Source organism: Methylobacterium sp. 77 (assembly GCF_000372825.1).
Taxonomy (GTDB): Bacteria; Pseudomonadota; Alphaproteobacteria; order Rhizobiales; family Beijerinckiaceae; genus Methylobacterium.
Genome location: NZ_KB910516.1, coordinates 2,861,402 through 2,882,948, shown reverse-complemented (window position 1 = coordinate 2,882,948; position 21,547 = coordinate 2,861,402). Strand labels below are relative to the sequence as shown.

Below are 21,547 nucleotides of genomic sequence, written 5' to 3'. Positions count from 1 at the left end.
GGGTCCTCTGCCGTGACCGCGCCGGTCGTCGCCCTCGTCTTGGTCGCGGCGTTCCTTCATGCCGCCTGGAACACGCTGCTGCGCGGCGGCACCGACCGGCTCTGGTCGATGAGTGTGATGAACCTCGCCGTGGGTGGGCTCGGCTTGGCGGGCATGGTCGCCTTCGGCCTGCCGAACCTGGCGAGCTGGCCCTACGCGGTCGCCTCGGGCCTGATCCACATCGCCTACAACGCCCTGCTGCTGGTGACCTATCGCAGCGGCGATCTCGGCCAGACCTATCCGATCGCCCGAGGGTCATCGCCGGCCATGGTCGCCCTCGGTGCCGCCGTGTTCGCGCGCGAATATCCCGACGCCTGGGGGGCAGCCGGCATCGCCCTGGTCTGCGGTGGCATCCTCGCTTTGGCCCTGGCGAAAGGCGGGGTCGGGCGTGCCCAGCTCATCGCCGCCCTCGGCACGGGCGCGACGATCGCCGCCTACACCCTGGTCGATGGGATCGGCGTGCGGGTGTCGGGCGATTGGCTCGCCTACACGGCTGCGATGTTCTGCTTCCATCTTTCCTTCCCGATCTGGCTCGTCGCCATGCGCGGGGCACGCGTGCTCGATGCCCGGCCGTTCGAGATCGCCAAGGCGCTCGCCGGCGGGGTGATCTCCCTCGTCGCCTATGCCGTCGTGATCTGGGCCATGCGTCTCGGGGCGATGGGCGCGGTGTCGGCCCTGCGCGAGACCAGCGTGGTGTTCGCAGCCCTTCTCGGACGGACCTTCCTCGCCGAACGGCTCACGGCCGGGCGGATCGCCGCGTGCCTCGTCATCGCCCTCGGCGCGGCCCTCCTCGGTCACACCTGAAACGCAGGCGGATCAGGTACCGGAGGGACCGAGGGTGCGCGGGGCCGGGCTGACGATGGTCGGCGCGCCGCTGCGGATCTCGTAGACGGCGAGCGCCCTGTCGCTCAGGCCCTCGGGCCGAAACCGGAAGGTGCCGTCGATCCCGGAAAAACCTGCCTGCGCGGTCAAGGTCGGGTCGGCGAAGCGCTGCGATCCGTATTGCCGGGTCAGCGCCGCCATCAGCGATACGGCGTCGTAGGCCAAGGTCGCCACGCGCGGTGGCACCGAGCCGAAGCGCGCCTGATATCGCTGCGAGAATCCGTTGAACCCGGCCGCATCCGCGGCGGCGAACCAGCCGCCCTGCAGGGCGGGGAGGGCGTAGACGCGCGGATCGTTCCAGACCGCCGTGCCGATGGGCTTGACCCGGCCGGGCGAGAATCCCGCCTTGGTCAGTGCCGGCGCGACGGTGGCCAGTCCCTCCGGGCTCTCGGGTAGGAACAGGGCATCGGCCTGGGCGCCCGGACCGTTGATCAGTCCGGCGAGGCGGGAGATGGCCGGAGCGGGTGCGCCCGGTGGGTAGCGCTCGACCGCGACCAGTCGGGCTCCCTTCCGGGCCACGGCCTCGCGGAATTGCGCCTCCACGGCATTGCCGTAGCTGCTCTCCGGGATCAGCGCAGCGAAGGAGCGGCGGCCCGCCGCCACCGACTCGTCGACGACGCGGTCCACCTCCGTCTGCGGCAGGAAGCTGAGGAGGTAGACGCTGCGCGACGCGACGCTCGCATCGGTGGAGAAGGCGATGATCGGCTTGCCGGCACCCCGCGCCACACCCGCCGCGGCCTGGACATTGGCCGCGAAGAGCGGGCCGAGCACCAGCTCCGCGCCCTCGCCGACGGCGGCCTGCGCTGCCTCGCGGGCACCATCGGGCGAGCCGTGATCGTCATTCACCAGGATCTGCAGATCGGGTTTCTGAAAGTCCTCGATCGCGAGTTCGGCCGCATTGCGCATCGCCGCGCCGACGGTGGAGCCGGGGCCGGTCAGCGGCAGGATGAGGGCGATCTTGACCGAACCGGCGCCGATCTTGGTGGCGCCGGGCGAAGTCGCCTGCGGATCGGCGGCGGTCGCCTCCGCGATCGGGGCGCCTCTCGTGGCGCGCGGGCCGCCATCCGGGCCGCCGATGCAGGCGCCGAGCCCTCCGGCGATCAGGAGAACCGATGCCGCTTTCACCCAGCGTGACATGGCTGGACCGGGGCCCGTTGCAAGGCTCCCCTCCAGTACAGGGCGTTTCCCCAATTCAGGGCTCTTCCCCATGGCAAGGCACTCCTCGTCGCCAGCATGCGGCCCAATCGTGGAGCCTGCACGGTTAAAGCCTGGATAGGAAAAGTAAATGTGCCGACACCCCCGGCGCGGGCATTCCTCCGCCCTGTGTCTCCGTGGCAAGGTCGAGGTCAGGACAAGGTCGGGACCATGACTCAAAGAATCGACAACCGGACGCGGCGCTCGAAAGCGGGACACGACCCGGCCAAGCCGGTTTCCACCTTCACGGCCTTCGGGCTGGCGGCGGAGGCGCAACCGCTCGATCCCGGCCTCCACGTGGTCGCGACCCCGATCGGCAACCTCAAGGACGTGTCGTTCCGCGCGCTGGCGACCCTCGCGGCGGCCGACACCGTGCTCGCCGAGGATACCCGCGTCACCCGTACCCTGCTGATGCATTACGGCATCACGACCCCGCTGGTCGCCTATCACGAGCATTCGAACGCGGCGGTACGCGAGCGGATGATCGCGCGGATGCAGAACGGCGAGGCCCTGGCCCTGGTCTCGGATGCCGGCACGCCACTCGTCTCCGATCCCGGCTTCAAGCTCGTCCAGGCGGCGATCGAGGCAGGCATCGCGGTGACCCCGATTCCCGGCCCGTCGGCGGTCATGACCGCCATCGTCGCGGCGGGCCTGCCCACCGACCGGTTCTTTTTCGAGGGGTTCCTGCCCCAGAAATCCGGTGCCCGGCGCAACCGGCTCGCGGCGCTGGGGCAGATTCCGGGCACGCTCGTCCTGTTCGAGTCGCCGCATCGCCTGCCCGAGATGCTGGTCGATGCCGCGGCAATCCTCGGAGGAAACCGGCCGGCGGCGGTCGCGCGCGAACTCACCAAGCTCTACGAGACGATCCGGCGCGGCACCCTCGCCACCCTCGCCGAGACGTTCGCCGAGGAGGGAGCGCCCAAGGGCGAGGTGGTGGTGGTGATCGGCACAAACCCCGAGGAGCCTCCGGAGGAGGAGGTCGAGGCCGGCCTCGACGCGGCGATCGAGGCGGCGCTCACCCGTCACTCGATCAAGGATGCCGCCGCTCTCGTGTCCGATGCCACCGGCCAGCCGCGCCGCGTGGTCTATGCCCGCGCCCTCGTCCTCGCCCGGCGCAACGATGCGGACGTCTAAGCTCGTCGATGCGAAGGGACGGCGTCGCGCCACCTACCTGCGCGGCCATTCGGGCGAAACCCTCGCGCTGATCGCGATGATGGTGAAGGGGTATCGCCCCCTGGCCCGACGCTTCAGCGCGGGGGGCGGCGAGATCGATCTGATCCTACGACGGGGGGACACCATCGCCTTCGTGGAGGTGAAGGCGAGGGCGACGCTCGATGCCGCCCTGGTCGCCATCGATGCCAAGAAGCGCGCCCGGTTTTCTCGGGCGGTCCGCGCCTGGATCGCGCGCAACCCGCGTCATGGGACCATGACGTTCAGGGCGGACGCGGTGTTCGTGGCGCCCCGTACCTGGCCTCGCCACCTGCCCGATGCTTTCGCAATCGAGGGAATGTGAGCGGAAACGCTTCGCGGCGTCTCGATCTCCATTCCGACGGGAATGGCCGACATCTCCTGATCCGAACGAGAAGCCTACTTCTTCACCGCCGCAAGGGCTGCGATCAGCGTGCGCTTCAGATCGGCCTGGCTGAACGGTTTCTGGACCACGGGGCGATCGCGGAACGGCTCACGAATCCCCGCGCCGCCGTAGCCCGTCGAGAAGACGATGGGCAAATCACGCTCGGTGATCGCCTCGGCAACCGGATAGATCGGCTCGCCGGCGACGTTGACGTCGAGGATCGCGACCTCGAAGGTCTCGGTCCGGGCCATCTCCAGGGCTGTCGCAAGACGCGCCGCGGGCCCGACGACGGTGCACCCGAAATCGAGCAGCATGTCCTCGAGCAACATCGAAATGGCCGCTTCGTCTTCGACCACCAGAACTCTGGCACCGTCGAGGAGAGTGTCGTTCTGTTCAGCACTCACGCTGGGGATTCTTCCCTTCGATTCATTCCTGCCCGGAACGGTGCCGTCATTTGTACCCTTACAGGCTTGCCACCCATCGGATCGGCATGAATGACGGAGAGCGTTCGCGGCAACGGTCGAGCCGTCGCCCGTTCCGCTTGGCGTGTCAAGGCGAAGAAATCAGTCACGGAGGTTCAGGATCGGGTTAATGTTATCGCACGATACATTTTCGCGCTCGGGGCCGCTGCCTGCGACATCGGAGGCGGGAGACCGGCACGGTTCCGGGGCTTCGAGCCGGCGCCGCGTCCTGGCGATGCTGGCGGCATCCGCGCTTGCGCCGGGTGTTTCCGCATGGGCGGACCGTCCCCTCGTCGTCGCGTCGAAGAGCGATACCGAGGGCGCGCTGACGGGTGCGATGATCGCACTGGCGCTGGAGCATCTCGGCGTGCCGGTCACGCGAAAGCTCGGGCTCGGCCCCACCCTGATCGTCCGCAGCGCATTGCTCTCGGGTGAGGTGGACATTTACCCGGAATATACCGGCAACGGCGCCTTCTTCACCGGGACCGAGACCGATCCGGCCTGGAAGATACCGCAAGCGGCCTACGACACCATTCGGCTCAAGGACGCCGAACGGGGGCTGGTTTGGCTCGCCCGGGCGCCCGCCAACAATACCTGGCTCATCGCCGTCAACGGCGCTTTCGCGCGAAAGCGGCGTCTGGCCACGATGGCTGATTTCGCCGGGGTCGCGAATAACGGCCTCGTCACCCTCGCGGCCTCGACCGAGTTCGTGGACAGCCCGGCGGCACTTCCGTCCTTCGAGGCGGCTTATCGGTTCAGCCTGCCGCTCGACCGCATCATCAGCCTTCCCGGCGGGGATACGGCGGTGACGGCCCGGGCCGCGGCGCAGGGGATCAGCGGGGTCAATGCGGGCATGGTCTACGGCACCGACGGGGCACTCTCCGCCCTCGACCTCGTGGTGATGAGCGATCCGCTCGGCGCCCAGATCGTCTACGAGGTGACGCCGGTCATCCGCGTCTCCGCGCTCGAGCGGTATCCCGCGATCCGACCGGCTCTGGAGCGGATCTTCGTCGGCCTCGACGCTCCGACTCTGCGCGCGCTCAACGCCCGGATTACGGTCGAGGGTGAGGTCGCGGATCGGGTCGCGCGGCGCTACCTCACCGAGCGCGGGCTGATCGGGTGAGGACGGAGGCAACGGCGACGTCCACGCTTCGAACCCTCGTCTCCCCCGCTGCGATGGCCGGGATCCTGGCGGCTGGCCCGCTCCTCGCCGGGCTTCACGGCCTGCCGCTCCTGAACCTCGCTGCCAACCGCCTCCTGCCCGGCGATCCGGTCTACGCCTGGGCTTTCGCGAACCCGTCGATCGGTCTCGTCTCGGCCCTCTCTCTCGCGGGGCTCGGAGCTCTCGTGTTGCCGCCGCGGCGCATCGGCGGCGTGCTCGCGTCGGGCCTCGTCCTGGCGGCCTGGGCCGTGCTCCTGCTCGGCCTCAATGCGCAGGCGGCACATCTCCTCGCGACCCAGCCGCCGGCGGCGAGGGCCAGTCTCGGTTCGGGGTTCTGGATCGCCTCGGTCTGTCTTCTGGCCCTGGCGGGAACCGGCATCGGACATGCGCAGCGTCGTGGCCTCGGTCCGCTCCTGGTGATCGGCGGCCTGGGCTTTCTGATCGTTGCAGGACAACGCGGCGCTCTGGATCACCTGTCGCTGGCGGTGGAATATGCCGGGCGGCAGGCGGCTTTGCAGGATGCCATCGCCGAACACCTGCTCCTTTCCGGCGGCGCGGTCGTCCTCGCCATCCTCTCGGCCATCACCCTGTCGCTCTGGCGATCAGGCCAGGGCATCGTCGGCCTCTTCGTCAGCGGTGTGCAGGTCATTCCCGCCGTCGCCTTGTTCGGCGGCCTTGTCGCCCTCGTCTCCGGGTTGCTTCGGGCCATGCCGACGCTGCGCGATCTCGGACTCTCCGCGCTCGGGCCATGGCCCGCCCTTGTCGGCATCGCCGCCTACCTGCTGCTTCCCCTGTGGCGCGGGATCGGCACGGCCCTGCGCTCGGCCGATCCCGCATCCATCGACGCTGCCGAAGCCCTCGGCCTGACGAAGCTGCAGATCCTCGGGCAGGTCAGGCTACCGCTCGGCGCGCCTGTGCTCGTCGGGGCGTTGAGGGTCGCCGTCGTCCAGAGCCTCGGCCTCGCGACCCTCGGCGCCCTCATCGGCGCGGGCGGCCTCGGGCGGATCGTCTTCGACGGTATGGCGCAGTTCGCGCCCGACCTGATCCTGCTCGGCGCCATTCCCATCGTCGTCCTGTCGCTCGCGGCCGAATGGCTCTTGAGTGCCGTCGAGGCACGCTGCCGGGTCCGGTGGCGCGCATGAGCGCGGGCTATCGCCAAGCCATCGCCGTCGGCCTCGTCGGAGCGGGACTCGCCGTGACGAGCCATCCGACCGTCGCCGCCTGGATCGTCGCCGGCCTCGGCGAGGAACCGCGACGCGGCCTGAACCTCGACCGGTTGCTGGCCCTTGCCATGCACCACCTCGCCCTCGCCGGGGCCGGCCTCGCCCTGGTGGCGGTTCTCGGCCTCGGTCTCGGCATCCTCGTCACGCGCACCTTCGCCGCGCCGCTCCGTGGCGGCATCGATGCCATCGCCGCTGCCGCGCAGGCGGTGCCGCCGGTGGTGATGGTGGCCCTCGCCCTGCCGGTCCTCGGATTCGGAGGCCCGCCGACATTGCTGGCGCTCGTCGCCTACGGCATCATGCCGGTCCTGCGCGGCACGGTCGGCGCCTTGGAATCGGTGTCGCCGGAGGCGCGCGAAGCGGCGCAGGCACTCGGCTTCACTCAGGCGCAGATCCTGCTGCGGGTGGAGCTGCCCTTGGCGATGCCCGGCCTCGTCGACGCCCTGCGCACGGCGCTGATCCTGGCGATCGCCACCACGGCGGTCGGGGCCCTTGCCGGCGCATCGACGCTCGGCACGCCGATCGTCGCCGGGCTGCAGAACCAGAACGTCCTGCCGATGCTGCAGGGCGCCCTCGCCACCGCCGCGCTGGCCTTCCTCTGCGATGCAGCGATGCTGGCGCTGGCGGGTCTCGCGCGGCGCTGACGCTTCATTCGTCCTTGAACGTCACCTTGGCTCCGCGCTCGACGCGGCTGGCCAGGTCGCGGGCATCCCAGTTGGTCAGGCGGATGCAGCCATGCGATTCGGTCTTGCCGACCTTCTCCGGTTCGGGCGTGCCGTGGATGCCGTAGGAGGGGATCGACAGGTCGATCCAGACGATGCCGACGGGGTTGTTCGGGCCGGGATGAATCGAGAATCTCGTCTTGGCGCTCACGCCCTTGAAGCGGTATTTCGGATTGTAGGTGTACCAGGGTGAGAAGGCGACGCCCTTCACCTTCGCCTCGCCGGAGGGGGCTGGCTTTTCCTCACTGCCGATGGAGGCGGGGTAATAGGCACGCAGGGTGCCATCCTCACCGAAGCCGCGCACATGGCGCGTCACCTTGTCGACCTCGATTCGGGCGATGTCCTTCTTCTGCGTATCCTTGGAATCCCCGGCGCCCGACTTGCGGCCCGACTTGGCCTTGGCCTCCACTGGCGGCGTCGGCTTGCCGGTTTCCAGCGGCGGGACCGCCGCCACGGTGACGACGGTGCCCGACTTGTCGAGGGCGGCGTCGGGGTTCAGGGCGGAGACGAGGTCGCGCGACATGTGGAACCGTTCGGCCAGCATCTCGCGCGGATTGGTGTAGCTCATCGCTTCGAGATCGGCCTGCTCCTCCATCTTGGGAGGAATTTTCTCGACGAAGGGGCCGGCAACGTCGGCATCGGTGACGGTGTAGGACGTGACCACCGGCTCGCTGCTCGATGCGGCCAGCTTGTCGAAGAGCTCCCGGTTCAACGCCTTGGTGGGCGGCAATCCCTGGGCTACGGCGAAGGCCGAGAGCGCGCCCCTCATGTTCTCGCCATCGAGCCCGTCGATGGCGCCCGGCGAGAAATGGGCCCGGTCGAGCAGCACCTGCACCTTCACTAGGAGCGGCTGCGGACGTTTGTCGGATTTGTCCGTGGCCGCCTTGGGCTTGTCTGTCTTCCTGCGCTTGGGCGGTTTCGTATTCTTGGCTGTCCTGGCGTCTGTGGTTTTCTCGCCCTCCGACGCCGTCTTGGAACCTGCCTTCTCGCTCTCGACCGACGTCTCTGGGGCCGTGAACGTCGCCCCGTTGATCGCCTCGATCGTCAGCGCCTCGGTGGCGATGCCCTTGCTCGGTTCCGAGGTCGGCGGTTCCCCCTGCTTTCCGTCCGCCGCCCCGGCCGGTACGGCCAGACACAACAGAGCCATGAGCGCGCAAGCGCTCGGCGGGGGCAAATGGGACATCGTGGGTTCAACTCTCGCCGGTGGATCGACAGGTCCGCCTGATCAAGCCGAACCGGGCCATCGGCGTTCCACGCCTCCTACTGGCAGAGGCGATGCCCTGCATTCCGCTCGCGCTCGTCGAGATGGAGGTGGTTGCCATGGGCCGCATCGGACCCCGGTCCGAGCACGGTGCGGAAGAAGAGGCATGCCTTCGCGCGGACGGCCGCCTGGAACGTCGCCTCCGGAGCGCCGTCGAGACCGGCGCCGATCTGGATCGGCCCGTGGCCATCGAAGCCGAAGCCCATCACGTCGACGCCATTGGCGAAACTGTGCTCGCTGAGCTTGGCATCCGGATCGTGGTTCTGGCCGCGGCACTCATAGGTCGAGCCGATGGACAGGCTCTTGATCGGCGCCTTCAGGACCTGCTCGGCGGTTTCCTGTGCCTCGGTCGTCCAGCGCGCCAGCGCCTCGGCGGTGCCGCAGACGAGGGTGGCGGCCGGGTTGAGCACCACGCCGCCGGAAAGGCGCGAGAGCTTCAACGGCTTCTCCGCGCCGCACTGACCGTTCGAAATCGGTGGCAATGGCTCGAACGTCGCCCCCAGGCGTTCGAGCCGCTTGCGGCAGGCGGTGTCGTCGGCCGGCGTCACCGTCAGCGCGAGCGCAGGCGTGGTCGGAGGCGATGGGGAGAGATCGGTGGGGCGAGGCGGCGGGACCGGCATTTCGGAAGCCGGGCCGGGCTCGGGTGCGGTCGGCGTGGCGGGTGTCAGTTCCGCGGGTCGTTCCGGCGGCGTCGGAGCATCCGGCAGAGCCGGTGCCGTCGCGGGCATCGGCGGGGGCTCGGGCTTCAACTCGACGGGACGGATCGGCGGCTCGGGCATCACCGAAGGGGTGGTGGCCGGGCGATCCTCGGCGGACAGAGCCGGATGGCTCGCCAGCGCCATCGCCAGGACGGCCGCAGCAAGGCTGAAGCCGGCGAACGGCCGCGTCCCCCGTCGTATGGGATGCCGGCAAGGCGCGGGATATCGAGCGAGGGCGGCCATCATGTCGTCCTCGATCCCATCACTGCCGACGCGTCGACGGAAGGCCGGCCCCGCGATGGAGCGGCCCCCGTGCGTGGGCTCAGCCTTCCGAGCGTGCCGCGAGGCGGCTGGCGCCGTAAGACAGGATTCCGGCGATCACGAACAGGGCGACGAAGGTCTTCACCGTCGCGGTGAACAGCGCCGGCTCGATACCGGTATCGGTGTAGAGCAGGACGCCGATGGCTGAGATCGGGATGAGCAGGACGATCAGGACGGGACCCAGCGGGTTCATGGCGTACTCGCGTTTGTCGGGACCGAGATTCGGCCCTTCTCTCTGAAGCGGCACCGGTCATAGCACCGCCGCGCGCATGTGGGGACACCCCGCACGCAACAAATTTTACCGGAGCCCGGCACTTACGCCGGGATGCGCACCGTGGCGCGCAATCCTCCAAGCGGGCTGTCGTGGAGGCTGACATCGCCGCCATGGGCGCGGGCGATGTCGCGGGCGATGGCGAGACCGAGGCCCGAACCGCCGGCATCCTGGCGCGCATCGTCGAGGCGGACGAAGGGCTTGAACACCTCCTCGCGGCTTTCGATGGCGATGCCGGGACCATCGTCATCGATGGAGACGAGGAAGGAGCGCGCCTCGGTGCGACCGCGGATCGCCACCGTGTCGCCGTAGCAGGCCGCGTTGGCGGCGAGGTTGAAGAGGCATCGACGGAACGCATCGGGTCGTAGCGTCACGGTGACCCGGCCATCGAGTTCGACCTCGGTCACATGGGCGCCGAGGCGCTCCACATCGGTGCGCAGATCCTCCAGCATCGCCCGCATGTCGGTGGGCACGGCGGTCTCGCCGGAATCACCGCGCGCGAAGGCGAGATAGGCTTCCAGCATCCGGCTCATCTCGTCGACGTCGCGCTGGAGGTCTTCCACCTCCGCAGTCTGATCGACCAGGGCGAGGGAGAGCTTGAACCGCGTGATGATGGTGCGCAGGTCGTGGCTCACGCCGTTGAGCATGGTGGTGCGCTGTTCCATCGCCCGCTCGATGCGCCGCTTCATCTCGATGAAGGCGTGGCCGGCCTGACGTACCTCGCGGGCGCCGCGCGGGCGGAATTCGATCTCGCGGCCCTTGCCGAAGCTCTCGGCCACGGCTGCGAGCCGCAGGATCGGCTTGATCTGGTTGCGCAGGAACAGGATCGCGACGCCGAGCAGGACGAGGGACGAGCCGCTCATCCAGAGCAGGAAGATATGCGAGTTCGAGGCATAGGCCATGCTCCGCCGCGCCATCACCCGCAGCACCCCGTCCGGAATCTCGACGCGGATCTCGATGAGGCTGGAGCGGCCGACCGTGTCGATCCAGAACGGCCGGCCGATCTGCTTGGCGAGTTCCTCCGAGAGCGCCTCGTCGAGGATCGAGAAGAACGGGCGTGGCCCCGGCAGCGGAAGCTTGGCCCCCTTGAGGATATCGAGGTCGAGGTTCAGCCGCGTGCCCGCGATGCGGGTGAGCGTGTCGGCGTCCTTGTCCTGCGGATAGCTCTCGTAGATGTCGATCAGGGCCGCCACGTCGGAAGTCACGGCCGCCGAGAGGCGGCGGGTCACGAGCTGCCAGTGCCGCTCCATGAAGGTGTAGGCGATGACCGATTGCAGCAGCACCACCGGCGCGATGATGATGATCAGCGAGCGGGCATAGAGGCCCTTCGGCAGAGCGTTTCCGATGGCGCGCGCCACCGCTTTCCACATCCGGCGTGGTTTCGGGCGCGCCCGCCACGTGGCGGCGATGCTTCGCTTCAACTCCGACAGGGTCAAGCCGGCCAGCGCCATGGCGTGATCCACGTCTCTGTGATCGCGTGACGGTGTCTGGGAAGCCGGACGCCACTTTTCCGCATCATGCTCTAATCGATCGCGAGGCGGTAGCCGATGCCGCGAACCGTCTGGAGGAAGAGGGGGTTGCCGGGATCGACCTCGGTCTTGCGGCGCAGGCGGTTGATCTGCACGTCGATGGTGCGCTCGGCCGCCAAGCCGCCATTCCCGGCCAGCACATCGCGGTCGACATTGCCGCCCTTGGCTTCCGCCAGGATGGTGAGGATCTCGCGTTCGCGCTCGGTGATGCGGATGGTCTCGTCGTCGCGGCGCAACTCACCCCGGTCGATCCGGTAGGAGAAGGGGCCGAACGTCACCGTCGCGATGGTGCGGTCGGACGGCGGCGCGCCTTCGGGGCGGCGCTTGATGATGTTGTTCAGGCGCAGGATCAGCTCGCGCGGCTCGAACGGCTTGGGCAGGTAGTCGTCGGCCCCGATCTCGAGCCCCATGACCCGGTCGTTCGGGTTGGATCGCGCGGTGAGCATCAGAATCGGCACCCGCGAGGTCTCGCGCACCTGCCGGGCATAATCGAAACCGTTCTCGCCGGGCATCATCACGTCGAGGACGAGGGCGTCGAAGACGAAGCTCTGTGCCCGCTGCCGCGCTTCCTCGACATTGCCGGCGGCGGTGACGCGAAAACCTTGTTCGTAGAGGTAGCGCGATAGCAATTCGCGCACACGCCGGTCGTCGTCGACCACGAGGATGTGGGGCGCGTGGTCGGGAAGCTCGACGCGAACCTTCAGGTCTGATGACACCATGTCAGCCGCGGTCCCGGCCGCGCCGGGCCATCAGGCTGCGCACGGCTGCGCGCTCTTCGGGTTCGATCATCGCCATGAGAAACCCTTGTGCTGCGGCATGGGCGCCCTTCGGTTCGTCCGCGACCGGATCGGCGATGGCGCGGGCGACGCGCCGCACCTGGACCCGTGTCAGCTCCGCCGTGAGCGTCGCGCCGGTCTCCGAGCAGAAGAGCAGCCGCTGGCGGCGGTCGCTCCGGCCGGTCTTCTGCACGATGTAGCCCTGTTCGATCAAATCCTTGAGAACCCGGTTCAGACTCTGCTTCGTGATCCGCAGGATGTCGAGGAGTTCGGCGATGGTCAGGCCCGGGTAGTGATAGACGAAATGGAGCACCCGGTGATGCGCCCGGCCGAAGCTGTATTCCGCCAGCATCCGGTCCGGGTCGCCGACGAAGTCGCGATAGGCGAAGAAGAGAAGCTCGACGAGATCGTTGGTCACGCTTTCATCGGTCGTCGGCCCGCCCTCCGGCCCGACGACGGCGTCCGCCCTCGCGCTACCGTCGTCGGGTACGGGAATGAGGGCTGAGCCCATTGCCACGGTCGATTGGCGCGTCACGTCCGGCGAAGCCCTCAAATACGTCAGTGATGTTGACATATCTCAGGGCCGTTGCTAACCGTCAAGCCTCGCTGGCGCTGGCTCCGCTGTGTGACAGGTCTTCAGGACCTTGAACCTTGCGGATAGCGAGCCTTGCAGACCTCCGACCTCGCGGATATTGCGCGAGGCAGTGCCCGGCCATCGAGCCAACCCGATCGATCGACCCCGCAGGCGCGATTCAGCGAGCCGGCGGATTCAAGGAAGTCGTCATGTCCGTGATCCCGTTCGACGAACGCGAGGGCACCATCTGGTTCGACGGCGTGCTGGTGCCGTGGCGCGAGGCCAAGATCCACGTGCTCAGCCACGGCCTGCATTACGGCTCGGCGGTGTTCGAGGGCGAGCGCGCCTATGGCGGACACATCTTCAAGAGCCATGAGCATGCCATGCGCCTGCTGCGCTCGGCGGAGTTCCTCGACTTCACGATTCCCTACAGCGCCGCCGAGATCGAGGCGGCCAAGGACCTCGTGCTCAAGACCAGCGGCCTCGCCGACGCCTACCTGCGCCCCGTCGCTTGGCGCGGTTCGGAGATGATGGGCGTCTCGGCGCAGAACAACACCATCCACCTCGCCATCGCCGCCTGGGAATGGCCGAGCTACTTCGATCCCGAGACCAAGATGAAGGGCATCCGCCTCGACATGGCCGATTACCGTCGGCCCGATCCGCGGACCATCCCCTCCGCCTCCAAGGCGGCCGGCCTCTACATGATCTGCACGATCTCGAAGCATCGGGCCGAGAACAAAGGCTATGCCGATGCGCTGATGCTCGATTGGGAGGACAATGTCGCCGAATGCACCGGCGCGAACGTCTTCTTCATCAAGGACGGCGTGATCCACACGCCGCTCGCCGACCGTTTCCTCAACGGCATCACCCGCCAGACCATCATCGACCTCGCCCGCCGCCGCGGCTTCGAGGTGGTCGAGCGGCGGATCAGGCCGGACGAGATGGAGGGCTTCTCGGAGTGCTTCATCACAGGCTCGGCGGCCGAAGTGACGCCGGTCTCCGAGATCGGCCCCTATCGCTTCACGCCGGCCGCCATGACGAAGACGCTCATGGACGATTACACGGCCGAGGTTCAGCCGAAGGCGGTCGCCGCGTAGTACGGACGAACCATCGCCCCGGTCTCGGGGCGATGGTTTGGAACCTGCCGGACCACCACCCGTTTATGAAGAGAACAATTCATGAACGAGGTTGCGCGATGACGAAGAAGCAGGCTGCGGAAGAGCATCAGAATCCGAAGACGGTCGGTGACGATAGCTCGAACCGGATCAAAGATCCGAGCGAGTGGACCACCGGCGACGAGCCGATGACCGGCGCGCAGGCCTCCTACCTCAAGACCCTGTCGGAGGAGGCGAAGTCACCGGACTCGTTCGAGCCCGGTCTCGACAAGGCCGAGGCATCGAAGCGTATCGACGCCCTGCGCAAGGAAGCGGGTCGGGATTGATCGTTCATGGCCGGGACGGGGGCCGCTGGCGTTCCCGAACCGGCTGTCAAAGAAGGGACGGACCCGAGAAGGAACGCCGATCCGGTGACGAGCCCGCACCGGCCGGCGACCCGAAGTCTCGGTTCGGATCCGCGACCCGGCTTCTTGAACAGTGACGCCGATCTTCAATCTGCGTCGCCACCCCCTCCGCCTGAGCGTTGGCCTAGTGATTGCGGGAATTGATTAAACGGTCGGCAACGATTTTCGGTGCAAGGATGCTGACGGCGACTTCGTCGAGGATCACTTCACCCCCATGACGAGCCCCGCGCGGAAAAAGTGGACAGGCGTGATCCGGCAGGCGGCCGGGGGTCGCTTCGCGACGGAGACCGGCTCGACCAGACTCGGCAGACGATTTGCCCGGAACACCGATGGTGCGACCGCGATAGAATATGCGTTGATCGCCGGACTGGTCTTCCTGGCAATTGCCGGTGCGCTTCGCCTTTATGCCGATCGCGTCGGGACGATGTATCAGAACATCGGCACCGCTGTCGCCAAGAACACTTGACCGGGCGGGCGGCCCAACCCGCACGACCGGACGACGCTCAGCGTCGCGCCGGTCCAGGCTTGTTCGATGCAGGCCTCGTCGTCTTCGATGGGTCCATGGCGGTCATGCCATCGCGCCACAGACTGTCGAACAGGCTCTGCATGGTCTTGGCATTCTCCTGCTGAGCTTCCATCCCCGATTGAAACATCTGCTGCAGCATATCGAACGGATTCAGCTCGGAGGATTGCGATCCGCTAACCGCGGCCGGCTTGGATTCCAGAGCCGGCTTGGATTCCAGTGTCGATACGTGATCGGAGAAGTATCGTGTCTGCTGCAGGCTCTTCTGGCTCGAGGGTCCGCGTGCGGACGAGGCGTTCTGTATCGGCGGAGACATCATGGAGCCGCTCGCGGCCATGAACGTGTTCATCATCTCGGTCCAATAGGGGTTGGCCGGAATTCCGAACGGTGAAGGCGAAGGCGGCGCCGGAGTAGGGGCGGCCGGTCCCGGGTTCATCATCACGTGGACGATCCCCGCCACCACCATGCCGGCCATGACCGGCAGCATCTGTCGCAGCGCGGGCGTCGCCACGCCGCTGACCGCGGCCGCCTGCTGCAACACAGCCTGGCTGAGATGCTGTGAGCCGAAGAGCTGGCGGACCATCGCATCCATCTGCGACTTGCCCTGCGACGAGCCGGACGATGCCGGATCCATGAAATTGAACATCTGGGTGAAGCCGGTGGGATCGGCGGCGGCGTTACGCTGGAGGCCGAGGGTCAGGGCCGGCATCAGCGCGTCCATGGCCCGCCGGGTCTGGTCCGGCGACAGGCCGAATTGCTGACCGAAACCGTTGGGGCCCATGCCGCCCTGCGCCTGCATGAGATCGAACAGGTTGAACATGGCGGCGGCCTCATGATCCCATCATGGGCAGGTCGGAATTCTCCAGCCCGCCATCGAGATGCGAACTCTGTCGCATCGCCGCCGGACTTACCAGCCCGCTATCGTACTCATACCGGCCCTATACCAATGCGTTCGGCCTCTCCGAGGCGGGAATATCACCGCCATGGGCCTCCGCATCGGCCTCGGGAGAGGGTTTCGGTGCGGCGAGGGTCGCCCGGCGCTCCAGCGTCGACACGGTTCGGAAGGCCAGGGCGATCCCGATGGCGCCGAAGGCGACCGAACCAAAGCCGACACCGGCGATGACGCCTTTCGGGCCGTAGAGATGGGCTCCGAGGAGGGCCGGCGGTACGGTCCCGATCGTCGCGCGCCCCCAATTGAGGATCGTCGACAGGAACGGGAAGCCGAGATTGTTGAAGGAGGCGTTGGCGAGAAACAGCAGCCCGGTGAAGAACCACACGCCGCCGCTCACGAAGCAGAAGAAGACGAACAGGTCGGCGGCGGTGCCGGTCAGCTCGAACAGGCCCGTCAGCGGCCCGCGCAGGGCGATCAGCGCGGCCCAGATCACCACGACATAGACGGCCGTCACCAGCGCGCCGTCCCGCAAGACGCCGCGCATCCGGTCGAACCGCCCCGCGCCCCAGTTCTGGCCGAGGATGGGGCCGATGGAGCCGGACAGGGCGAAGAGACCGCCGAAGGCCACCGGGGTCAGCCGGTCGATCACCACGTTGCCGGCGACCGCGACCGCACCGAATTTGGCGAGCGAATGGGCGATGAAGGCGCTGGCCACCGAAGGCGCCAGATTGGTGAGCACGGCGGGCAGTGCGATCCTGAAGACGATGGGAGCATCGGAGATCGCGTCCGCAAGGCGCGGCATGGCGAGCATCCGAAATTTCCGGACGCCCCACAGGCCGATCAGCGCGAAAGTCGCGCGGGCGACGCAGGTCGTGATCGCCGCCCCGTCGATCCCGAGCCCTGCCGTGAAGATGAGCAGAGGATCGAGACCGGCCGTGACGATGGCACCGCCCAGGGTCACGTACATGGCCTGCCGCGCCGCTCCGACGGCGCGCAACAGGCCCGAGAACATCATGCCCGGCCCCATGAGCAGGTTGGAGGGCAGGGCGATCCAGAGGAAGCGCTCGGCGATGGGCAATGTCTCGGCATCGGCGCCGATCCAGGACAGGATCGTAGGCAGGAACGGCAGCATCGCGAGGACGAGGAAGCCCGACACGATGATGCCGTGGATCGAGGCGGAGGTGGCCAGACGCCTCGCGCCCGCCTCGTCGCCGGCCCCGATCGCCCGCGAGACCAGGGCACCCGCCGCGATCATCAACCCGATATTGATGGCGATGGCGAAGAACTGGACGATGGTGGCAAAGCCCACCGCCGCCGTCAGCTTCGGGTCGCCGAGCTTCGAGACGTAGATCAGCGAGAGCAGGTCGACGACGAAGATCGCCATCAGCCCGATCGAGCCGGTCCCGCTCATCACCACCACGTGCCGCAGGATCGAGCCGGTGACGAACCGGCCCGCTTCCCGTCGGGAGGCAGGGTTCACTGCCGCCGCGCTCGTCTCACGCATCCGACTGTGTATCCTGCGGTTGCAGCGTACGGGTCGCGGCCTCGCGCCGCTCCAGGCCGATGATGTCCCGCGTCTCGGCGCTGAGCGCCCGCGACGGTCTCTGCGGCAGGGTCAGCGGTTCGGGTTTGATTTCCGGGCCGCCGCCGATGTAGCGCGATTCCTCCGGCAGGGCACCGGCCTGCTGCAGCACGAGGCGGGCGACGTCGCGCTTGCGGACGTCCTGCGCCGTGGCGGCCGCGGCCTCGGCCGAGATGCCGAGCCCTTCGAGGGTGGCGCGCCCGAAGGCGATGGCCGATTCCACGGTCTCGCGGAGCTGGTAATCCACGTCCCGGTTCATCAGCTCCACGGAATGCATGCGGTCGTAGGCGCGGACATAGGTGCGCACGCCCCTGAATTCCTCGTGGACGATGTCGACGATCTTCAGCGCCGCCTGAGGATCGTCGACGCAGATGCACAGCAACTCGACGCGGCCGATGCCGGCCGCGCGCAGCACGTCGAGGCGGGTGCCGTCCCCGTAATAGATGCGGAAACCGAAGCGCGAGGCGCTACGGATCTGCTCCACGTCCTTGTCGATGACCGTGACGCTGATGCCCTCGGCGAGGAGGACCTGGGTCAGGATCTGGCCGAAACGGCCGAAGCCGACCACGAGGACGCGGGCCTCGGTGTTCTCGATCTGGTCGGGCGCCTGTTCCGCCCCCTCCACCGGCCGGCGGGACAGGAACCCGTCGAGGGCCTTGGCGGCGACGGGGCCGACGAGCATGGTCAGGGCGGCGAGTGCCACTGCGAAGCGGGTGGAGGATTGGTCGATCAGGCCGAGTTCGGAACCCGCCGGCAGGAGAACGAAGGCGAATTCGCCGGCCGGCGCGAGGATCGCCGCGCCGCGCACCGCATCGAGCCAGGGCGACCCGAACAGGCGGAACAGGCCGGCGACGAGGGCGACCTTGATGAGGATGGCCGCCGCCGTCGCGCCGAGCAGGGCGGGCCACGCGTTTCTCAGCAGGCCGCCATCGATGGACATGCCCACGCTCATGAAGAACAGGCCGAGGAGCATGCCGCGGAACGGCTCGATATCCGCTTCCAGCTGATGCCGGAAGTTCGATTCCGCGAGCAGCACCCCGGCGAGGAAGGCGCCCATCGCCATCGACAGGCCGACATGCTCCATCAGCATCGCGGTGCCGAGCACGACGAGAAGGGCCGCGGCGGTCATCACCTCGCGCGCGCCGCTGGCCGCGAGCATGCTGAAGAACGGGTTGAGGCCGTAGCGCCCCACCAGCACCACGGCGACGATCGCCGCCACCACCGTTCCGGTCGATTGCAGCGCCTGGCCGAGCCATGCGTCGTTGCCGGTGCTGCCGGTGGAGGCGAGAAGCGGCATCAGGGCGAGGATCGCGACGACGGAGATGTCCTGCAACAGGAGCACCGCGAAAGCCCGGCCGCCATAGGGCGTGCCGAGGTCTCCGCGCTCCTCGAGAAGCTGCAGTGCGACCGCGGTCGCGGACAAGGCGAGGGCGACGCCGATGACGATGCTCGCCGCCGGGGTCAGCCCGAACAGGGCGCCCGCGCTGGCGAGCACGATCGTGCACAGAACCAGTTGCGCCGTGCCGAGCCCGAAGATGTCGCGCCGCATCGAGATCAGCCGCGAGATCTCGAGTTCGAGTCCGACGATGAAGAGAAGCAGGACGACGCCGAGTTCGGCGACGCTCGCCGCGGTCTCCGGCTCGGCGATGAGCGAGAAGCCGAATGGGCCGATCACCACGCCGGCGACGAGGTATCCGAGCACCGCGCTCTGCCCGATGAGGCGGAAGATCGGCACGCCGATCACCGCTGCCGACAGAAAGGTCAGCACCGGTGGCAGGAAGCTCACATGGGTGGAGGCGCTCGCCATGTCGATCCAGGCTATGAGGAGTGGGGTCGCCCACGGACGGTGCCGCAGGCGTGTCGCCGCGCTCTTCTCTTAGCCCAGGGTCATCGCCCCCGCCACGCCCGCGCTGAGCGGACGATGTCCGTCAGGCGCGTCGCTCGTGCGGATCGGCACGCGGTTCAGGCGAGGCGGCGCGACACCTGCCGCACGGCGCGGTGCGCCAGGATGATTTTCGACGCTTCCGCCGGCGAGGTCGCTTCCGCGGCGTCGAGCACGTCCCAGCGGGTGAGGCCGATATCGTTGAGCTCGCGCTCGGACAGGGAGCCGAGTTCGCCGAGGCCGTGCCGGACGTCGTCCCGGCCCGAGACGAAAGCGGTGGCTTTCGAGACGAGGCGGCCGACGAAACGGGTCGCCTGGGTGACCTGCTCGGCTGCCGCGTCGCCAGGGGTCCAGTTGAGGGTGCTGTTCATGATCGTGACTTCGTTGGTTCTCAGATGTGGTGAAGGGATGGATGTGATGTGCGCCCCCTTCGCCTGGAAAGACGTGCGATTGGACACTTAGCCTAGTCAGACTTGCGATGCCTGCAGGTCTGCTAGAACCCGACCGCAGTTAAACCTCAATCTTGCGTGGGATGATGACTTCGATGGCATGATGAAACGGAAGTCATGACCCATAGTGCACGTTTTGCCATCTTGATCGTCGATTAAGGAATCTTGATGCGGCGCGCACCGCGTCTCTCATCGCGCCGGACCATCAGAAGCTCCGAGGCATCGTCGGCGCTTGTGACCGCATCCATCACGTCCTGCCGGATGAGGCCGATATCCTTCAGTTCGCGATCGGTCATGACGCTGAGCTTGCGCACGACGCGACGGTTGATGGCCTGGCGCGACACTCCCTCGGCTGCTTCGGTGAGCAGGCGGCCGACCGCGAGGGATAGGCGCTTGACGATCTCCGGTATCCGCGTGGCGCGCCGGTGCTGCTGCACGATCGTGGTCATGGTCCGTCCTCGTCGTTCGCCGTTGGTCGTTGTTCGCGGCTCATCGCCAAGCGGCCGTCATGGGCCCGGAGGTCTGGCGAAGACAGGGACAGTCCAGTACGCTTCCGTCGAATTGTCCGGGCGATCGTTCGGTACAGATGACGGGATCGGTACAGATGGCGGGATCGGCACGAACGACGCAGACGCTGGTGGAGTCGGTGTCATCGGCGATCATGGAGCGGATCGCCGGTCGCCAACTCATGCCCGGCGCCAGGCTCCCCTCCGTGCGGGCCTTCGCCGAGCACATGCGCGTGTCGAAATCGACGGTGGTGGAGGCCTATGAGCGTCTCGGTGCCGATGGGACCATCGTCGCGCGCAGGGGCTCGGGTTTCTACGTCGCGGCCAAGACCCGGCCCCTCTGCCTGAAGGAGGTCGGTCCGCAGCTCGACCGCGCGGTCGATCCGCTCTGGATCACGCGGCAATCGATGCAGGCGGGGCCGCATCTGCTGAAGCCCGGTTCCGGTTGGCTGCCGGCGTCATGGATGCCCGAGGAGGCGATCCGGCGCGGCTTGCGCCAACTGGCGCGCGAGCCCGAATCGGACCTCACCTGCTACGATCTGCCCCTCGGATTTCCGCCTTTGCGCGCCCAGATCGCCCGCAGGCTGGCGGAGAAGGGCGTCGAGGCGGAGGCTGACCAGATCGTGCTCGTCGATTCCGCGACCCAGGCCCTGGACCTGATCTGCCGCTTCCTGCTCGATCCCGGCGACACCGTCCTCGTCGACGATCCCTGCTATTTCAACTTCCATGCCCTGCTACGGGCGAACCGGGCCAAGGTCGTCGGCGTCCCCTTCACGCCCGCAGGACCCGATATTGCCGCGCTGGAGCGGCTGATCGTGCAGCACCGGCCGCGCTTCTACCTCACCAATTCGGCGCTCCATAACCCGACCGGCGCCACCCTTGCCCCGGCCGTGGCGCATCGCGTGCTGAAGCTGGCGGAGGCGCATGACACGCTGATCGTCGAAGACGATATCTTCGGCGATCTCGAACCGGATCCGGCGCCGCGTCTCGCCGGATTCGACGGGCTCGACCGGGTGCTCGCGGTCGGCAGCTTCTCGAAGACGCTCTCCGCCTCGATCCGCTGCGGCTACATCGCCCTGCGGCCCGATTGGGTCGAAGGGCTGATCGACCTGAAGCTTGCCTTGAGTCTCGGCAGCGGGCACCTCTCGGCGACGCTGATGCACCGTCTCATCACCGATGGCGCCTATCGCCGTCACCTCGCTGAAATCCGCGAGAAGCTCGCCCGCGCCATGGGCCAGACCGCGAGACGGCTGGAAGCCTGCGGCCTGACGATCTGGACCGAGCCGCGCGGCGGCCTGTTCCTGTGGGCACGACTGCCCGACGGGCTCGATTCCGGAGATGTCGCCCGTCACGCCCTGGCGCGGGACGTGGTGCTGGCGCCCGGCGCCGCCTTCAGCGCGGGGACGAGCGGCCGCGAGTTCCTGCGTTTCAACGTGGCTCATTGCGCCGATCCCAGGATGTTTCGCGTGCTCCAGGATTCCATGGCGGCGGTCTGACGACACGCGCCGCAC

General features: G+C 67.8%; 23 protein-coding genes. 10 read left to right on the top strand and 13 right to left on the bottom strand.

Annotated features, from left to right (window positions below):
* Positions 1–12 precede the first annotated feature (12 nt).
* Positions 13–843 carry a DMT family transporter gene (locus tag A3OK_RS0113615; protein ID WP_019905436.1) on the top strand — a complete coding sequence of 277 codons (831 nt, stop codon included), beginning with the start codon at positions 13–15 and terminating at the stop codon, positions 841–843.
* 12 nt (positions 844–855) lie between these two features.
* On the opposite strand, the gene A3OK_RS0113610 is transcribed toward A3OK_RS0113615, so the two are convergent.
* Positions 856–2,058 carry a penicillin-binding protein activator gene (locus tag A3OK_RS0113610; protein ID WP_019905435.1) on the bottom strand — a complete coding sequence of 401 codons (1,203 nt, stop codon included), beginning with the start codon at positions 2,056–2,058 and terminating at the stop codon, positions 856–858.
* A 228-nt stretch (positions 2,059–2,286) separates the two neighbouring features.
* Here A3OK_RS0113610 and rsmI point away from each other — a divergent pair, with 228 nt between their 5' ends.
* Together rsmI and A3OK_RS0113600 are read left to right on the top strand one after the other, a co-directional pair.
* Positions 2,287–3,249: a 16S rRNA (cytidine(1402)-2'-O)-methyltransferase gene (rsmI, locus tag A3OK_RS0113605; RefSeq protein ID WP_019905434.1), complete on the top strand. Its 963-nt coding sequence runs from the start codon at positions 2,287–2,289 to the stop codon at positions 3,247–3,249.
* On the top strand, positions 3,236–3,628 hold the full coding sequence (locus A3OK_RS0113600; RefSeq protein WP_026597250.1) for a YraN family protein: 393 nt from the start codon (positions 3,236–3,238) through the stop codon (positions 3,626–3,628). The genes rsmI and A3OK_RS0113600 overlap by 14 nt, the downstream gene beginning before the upstream one ends.
* A gap of 74 nt (positions 3,629–3,702) precedes the next feature.
* On the opposite strand, the gene A3OK_RS0113595 is transcribed toward A3OK_RS0113600, so the two are convergent.
* Positions 3,703–4,092 carry a response regulator gene (locus A3OK_RS0113595; protein WP_026597249.1) on the bottom strand — a complete coding sequence of 130 codons (390 nt, stop codon included), beginning with the start codon at positions 4,090–4,092 and terminating at the stop codon, positions 3,703–3,705.
* Positions 4,093–4,384: 292 nt separating this feature from the next.
* Between A3OK_RS0113595 and A3OK_RS0113590 the strand changes: the two genes are divergently transcribed.
* The 3 genes from A3OK_RS0113590 to A3OK_RS0113580 are packed head-to-tail and all read left to right on the top strand — an operon-like array spanning position 4,385 to position 7,175.
* Positions 4,385–5,272, top strand: a complete 888-nt coding sequence (locus tag A3OK_RS0113590) for a glycine betaine ABC transporter substrate-binding protein (protein WP_019905431.1) — start codon at positions 4,385–4,387, stop codon at positions 5,270–5,272.
* A gap of 53 nt (positions 5,273–5,325) precedes the next feature.
* A complete protein-coding gene (locus A3OK_RS0113585) occupies positions 5,326–6,453 on the top strand; it encodes an ABC transporter permease subunit (RefSeq protein ID WP_019905430.1) in 1,128 nt (375 codons plus the stop codon).
* Complete coding sequence (locus A3OK_RS0113580) at positions 6,450–7,175, top strand: ABC transporter permease subunit (RefSeq protein ID WP_155912020.1); 726 nt, start codon at positions 6,450–6,452, stop codon at positions 7,173–7,175. Before A3OK_RS0113585 ends, A3OK_RS0113580 begins: the two co-directional genes overlap by 4 nt.
* Positions 7,176–7,179: 4 nt before the next feature.
* On the opposite strand, the gene A3OK_RS0113575 is transcribed toward A3OK_RS0113580, so the two are convergent.
* From A3OK_RS0113575 to A3OK_RS0113550, 6 genes are all read right to left on the bottom strand, one after another.
* Positions 7,180–8,400 carry a L,D-transpeptidase gene (locus A3OK_RS0113575; RefSeq protein WP_019905428.1) on the bottom strand — a complete coding sequence of 407 codons (1,221 nt, stop codon included), beginning with the start codon at positions 8,398–8,400 and terminating at the stop codon, positions 7,180–7,182.
* Between the two features lie 113 nt (positions 8,401–8,513).
* Positions 8,514–9,356, bottom strand: a complete 843-nt coding sequence (locus tag A3OK_RS0113570; RefSeq protein ID WP_036302829.1) for an extensin family protein — start codon at positions 9,354–9,356, stop codon at positions 8,514–8,516.
* 178 nt (positions 9,357–9,534) lie between these two features.
* Positions 9,535–9,726, bottom strand: a complete 192-nt coding sequence (locus A3OK_RS0113565; protein WP_019905426.1) for a hypothetical protein — start codon at positions 9,724–9,726, stop codon at positions 9,535–9,537.
* A gap of 122 nt (positions 9,727–9,848) precedes the next feature.
* Complete coding sequence (locus A3OK_RS0113560) at positions 9,849–11,174, bottom strand: ATP-binding protein (RefSeq protein WP_245259435.1); 1,326 nt, start codon at positions 11,172–11,174, stop codon at positions 9,849–9,851.
* A gap of 152 nt (positions 11,175–11,326) precedes the next feature.
* The gene (locus tag A3OK_RS0113555; protein ID WP_019905424.1) at positions 11,327–12,052 is read right to left on the bottom strand and encodes a response regulator; all 726 of its coding nucleotides are present in this window, start codon (positions 12,050–12,052) and stop codon (positions 11,327–11,329) included.
* Between the two features lies 1 nt (position 12,053).
* Positions 12,054–12,683, bottom strand: a complete 630-nt coding sequence (locus A3OK_RS0113550; RefSeq protein WP_245259354.1) for a helix-turn-helix domain-containing protein — start codon at positions 12,681–12,683, stop codon at positions 12,054–12,056.
* Positions 12,684–12,892: 209 nt separating this feature from the next.
* On the opposite strand from A3OK_RS0113550, the gene A3OK_RS0113545 reads away from it, so the two are divergent.
* The 3 genes from A3OK_RS0113545 (at position 12,893) to A3OK_RS0113535 (ending at position 14,668) form a co-directional block, all read left to right on the top strand.
* Positions 12,893–13,780 carry a branched-chain amino acid aminotransferase gene (locus A3OK_RS0113545; protein WP_019905422.1) on the top strand — a complete coding sequence of 296 codons (888 nt, stop codon included), beginning with the start codon at positions 12,893–12,895 and terminating at the stop codon, positions 13,778–13,780.
* A gap of 98 nt (positions 13,781–13,878) precedes the next feature.
* Positions 13,879–14,124 carry a DUF3072 domain-containing protein gene (locus A3OK_RS0113540; RefSeq protein WP_019905421.1) on the top strand — a complete coding sequence of 82 codons (246 nt, stop codon included), beginning with the start codon at positions 13,879–13,881 and terminating at the stop codon, positions 14,122–14,124.
* 292 nt (positions 14,125–14,416) lie between these two features.
* Positions 14,417–14,668, top strand: coding sequence for a Flp family type IVb pilin (locus A3OK_RS0113535; protein WP_155912019.1), 252 nt, complete (start codon positions 14,417–14,419; stop codon positions 14,666–14,668).
* Positions 14,669–14,705: 37 nt separating this feature from the next.
* Here the strand turns inward: A3OK_RS0113535 and A3OK_RS22745 are convergent, their stop codons facing one another.
* From A3OK_RS22745 to A3OK_RS0113510, 5 genes are all read right to left on the bottom strand, one after another.
* Positions 14,706–15,545 (bottom strand): DUF937 domain-containing protein, encoded by an 840-nt coding sequence (locus tag A3OK_RS22745; protein WP_019905419.1) that lies wholly within the window; start codon positions 15,543–15,545, stop codon positions 14,706–14,708.
* Positions 15,546–15,663: 118 nt separating this feature from the next.
* The gene (locus A3OK_RS0113525; RefSeq protein ID WP_019905418.1) at positions 15,664–17,121 is read right to left on the bottom strand and encodes an MATE family efflux transporter; all 1,458 of its coding nucleotides are present in this window, start codon (positions 17,119–17,121) and stop codon (positions 15,664–15,666) included.
* Entirely contained in the window at positions 17,114–19,006 is a 1,893-nt protein-coding gene (locus A3OK_RS0113520; RefSeq protein WP_019905417.1) for a monovalent cation:proton antiporter-2 (CPA2) family protein, read from the bottom strand. Before A3OK_RS0113520 ends, A3OK_RS0113525 begins: the two co-directional genes overlap by 8 nt.
* Positions 19,007–19,161: 155 nt before the next feature.
* The gene (locus tag A3OK_RS0113515) at positions 19,162–19,452 is read right to left on the bottom strand and encodes a DUF1127 domain-containing protein (protein ID WP_019905416.1); all 291 of its coding nucleotides are present in this window, start codon (positions 19,450–19,452) and stop codon (positions 19,162–19,164) included.
* 233 nt (positions 19,453–19,685) lie between these two features.
* The gene (locus A3OK_RS0113510; RefSeq protein WP_019905415.1) at positions 19,686–19,979 is read right to left on the bottom strand and encodes a DUF1127 domain-containing protein; all 294 of its coding nucleotides are present in this window, start codon (positions 19,977–19,979) and stop codon (positions 19,686–19,688) included.
* Positions 19,980–20,134: 155 nt separating this feature from the next.
* On the opposite strand from A3OK_RS0113510, the gene A3OK_RS0113505 reads away from it, so the two are divergent.
* Complete coding sequence (locus A3OK_RS0113505) at positions 20,135–21,532, top strand: PLP-dependent aminotransferase family protein (RefSeq protein ID WP_019905414.1); 1,398 nt, start codon at positions 20,135–20,137, stop codon at positions 21,530–21,532.
* Positions 21,533–21,547 lie beyond the last annotated feature (15 nt).

Coding starts and splice junctions, on each gene's coding strand:
- A3OK_RS0113540 (WP_019905421.1), top strand. CDS start 13,879: ATGACGAAGAAGCAGGCTGCGGAAGAGCATCAGAATCCGAAGACGGTC.
- A3OK_RS0113580 (WP_155912020.1), top strand. CDS start 6,450: ATGAGCGCGGGCTATCGCCAAGCCATCGCCGTCGGCCTCGTCGGAGCG.
- A3OK_RS0113570 (WP_036302829.1), bottom strand. CDS start 9,356: ATGGCGCTGGCGAGCCATCCGGCTCTGTCCGCCGAGGATCGCCCGGCC.
- A3OK_RS0113515 (WP_019905416.1), bottom strand. CDS start 19,452: ATGAACAGCACCCTCAACTGGACCCCTGGCGACGCGGCAGCCGAGCAG.
- A3OK_RS0113555 (WP_019905424.1), bottom strand. CDS start 12,052: ATGGTGTCATCAGACCTGAAGGTTCGCGTCGAGCTTCCCGACCACGCG.
- A3OK_RS0113545 (WP_019905422.1), top strand. CDS start 12,893: ATGTCCGTGATCCCGTTCGACGAACGCGAGGGCACCATCTGGTTCGAC.
- A3OK_RS0113505 (WP_019905414.1), top strand. CDS start 20,135: ATGGCGGGATCGGCACGAACGACGCAGACGCTGGTGGAGTCGGTGTCA.
- A3OK_RS0113600 (WP_026597250.1), top strand. CDS start 3,236: ATGCGGACGTCTAAGCTCGTCGATGCGAAGGGACGGCGTCGCGCCACC.
- A3OK_RS0113510 (WP_019905415.1), bottom strand. CDS start 19,979: ATGACCACGATCGTGCAGCAGCACCGGCGCGCCACGCGGATACCGGAG.
- A3OK_RS0113525 (WP_019905418.1), bottom strand. CDS start 17,121: ATGCGTGAGACGAGCGCGGCGGCAGTGAACCCTGCCTCCCGACGGGAA.
- A3OK_RS0113585 (WP_019905430.1), top strand. CDS start 5,326: ATGGCCGGGATCCTGGCGGCTGGCCCGCTCCTCGCCGGGCTTCACGGC.
- A3OK_RS0113550 (WP_245259354.1), bottom strand. CDS start 12,683: ATGTCAACATCACTGACGTATTTGAGGGCTTCGCCGGACGTGACGCGC.
- A3OK_RS0113535 (WP_155912019.1), top strand. CDS start 14,417: ATGACGAGCCCCGCGCGGAAAAAGTGGACAGGCGTGATCCGGCAGGCG.
- A3OK_RS0113520 (WP_019905417.1), bottom strand. CDS start 19,006: ATGGCGAGCGCCTCCACCCATGTGAGCTTCCTGCCACCGGTGCTGACC.
- rsmI (WP_019905434.1), top strand. CDS start 2,287: ATGACTCAAAGAATCGACAACCGGACGCGGCGCTCGAAAGCGGGACAC.
- A3OK_RS0113590 (WP_019905431.1), top strand. CDS start 4,385: ATGCTGGCGGCATCCGCGCTTGCGCCGGGTGTTTCCGCATGGGCGGAC.
- A3OK_RS0113560 (WP_245259435.1), bottom strand. CDS start 11,174: ATGTGGAAAGCGGTGGCGCGCGCCATCGGAAACGCTCTGCCGAAGGGC.
- A3OK_RS0113575 (WP_019905428.1), bottom strand. CDS start 8,400: ATGGCTCTGTTGTGTCTGGCCGTACCGGCCGGGGCGGCGGACGGAAAG.
- A3OK_RS0113565 (WP_019905426.1), bottom strand. CDS start 9,726: ATGAACCCGCTGGGTCCCGTCCTGATCGTCCTGCTCATCCCGATCTCA.
- A3OK_RS22745 (WP_019905419.1), bottom strand. CDS start 15,545: ATGTTCAACCTGTTCGATCTCATGCAGGCGCAGGGCGGCATGGGCCCC.
- A3OK_RS0113610 (WP_019905435.1), bottom strand. CDS start 2,058: ATGTCACGCTGGGTGAAAGCGGCATCGGTTCTCCTGATCGCCGGAGGG.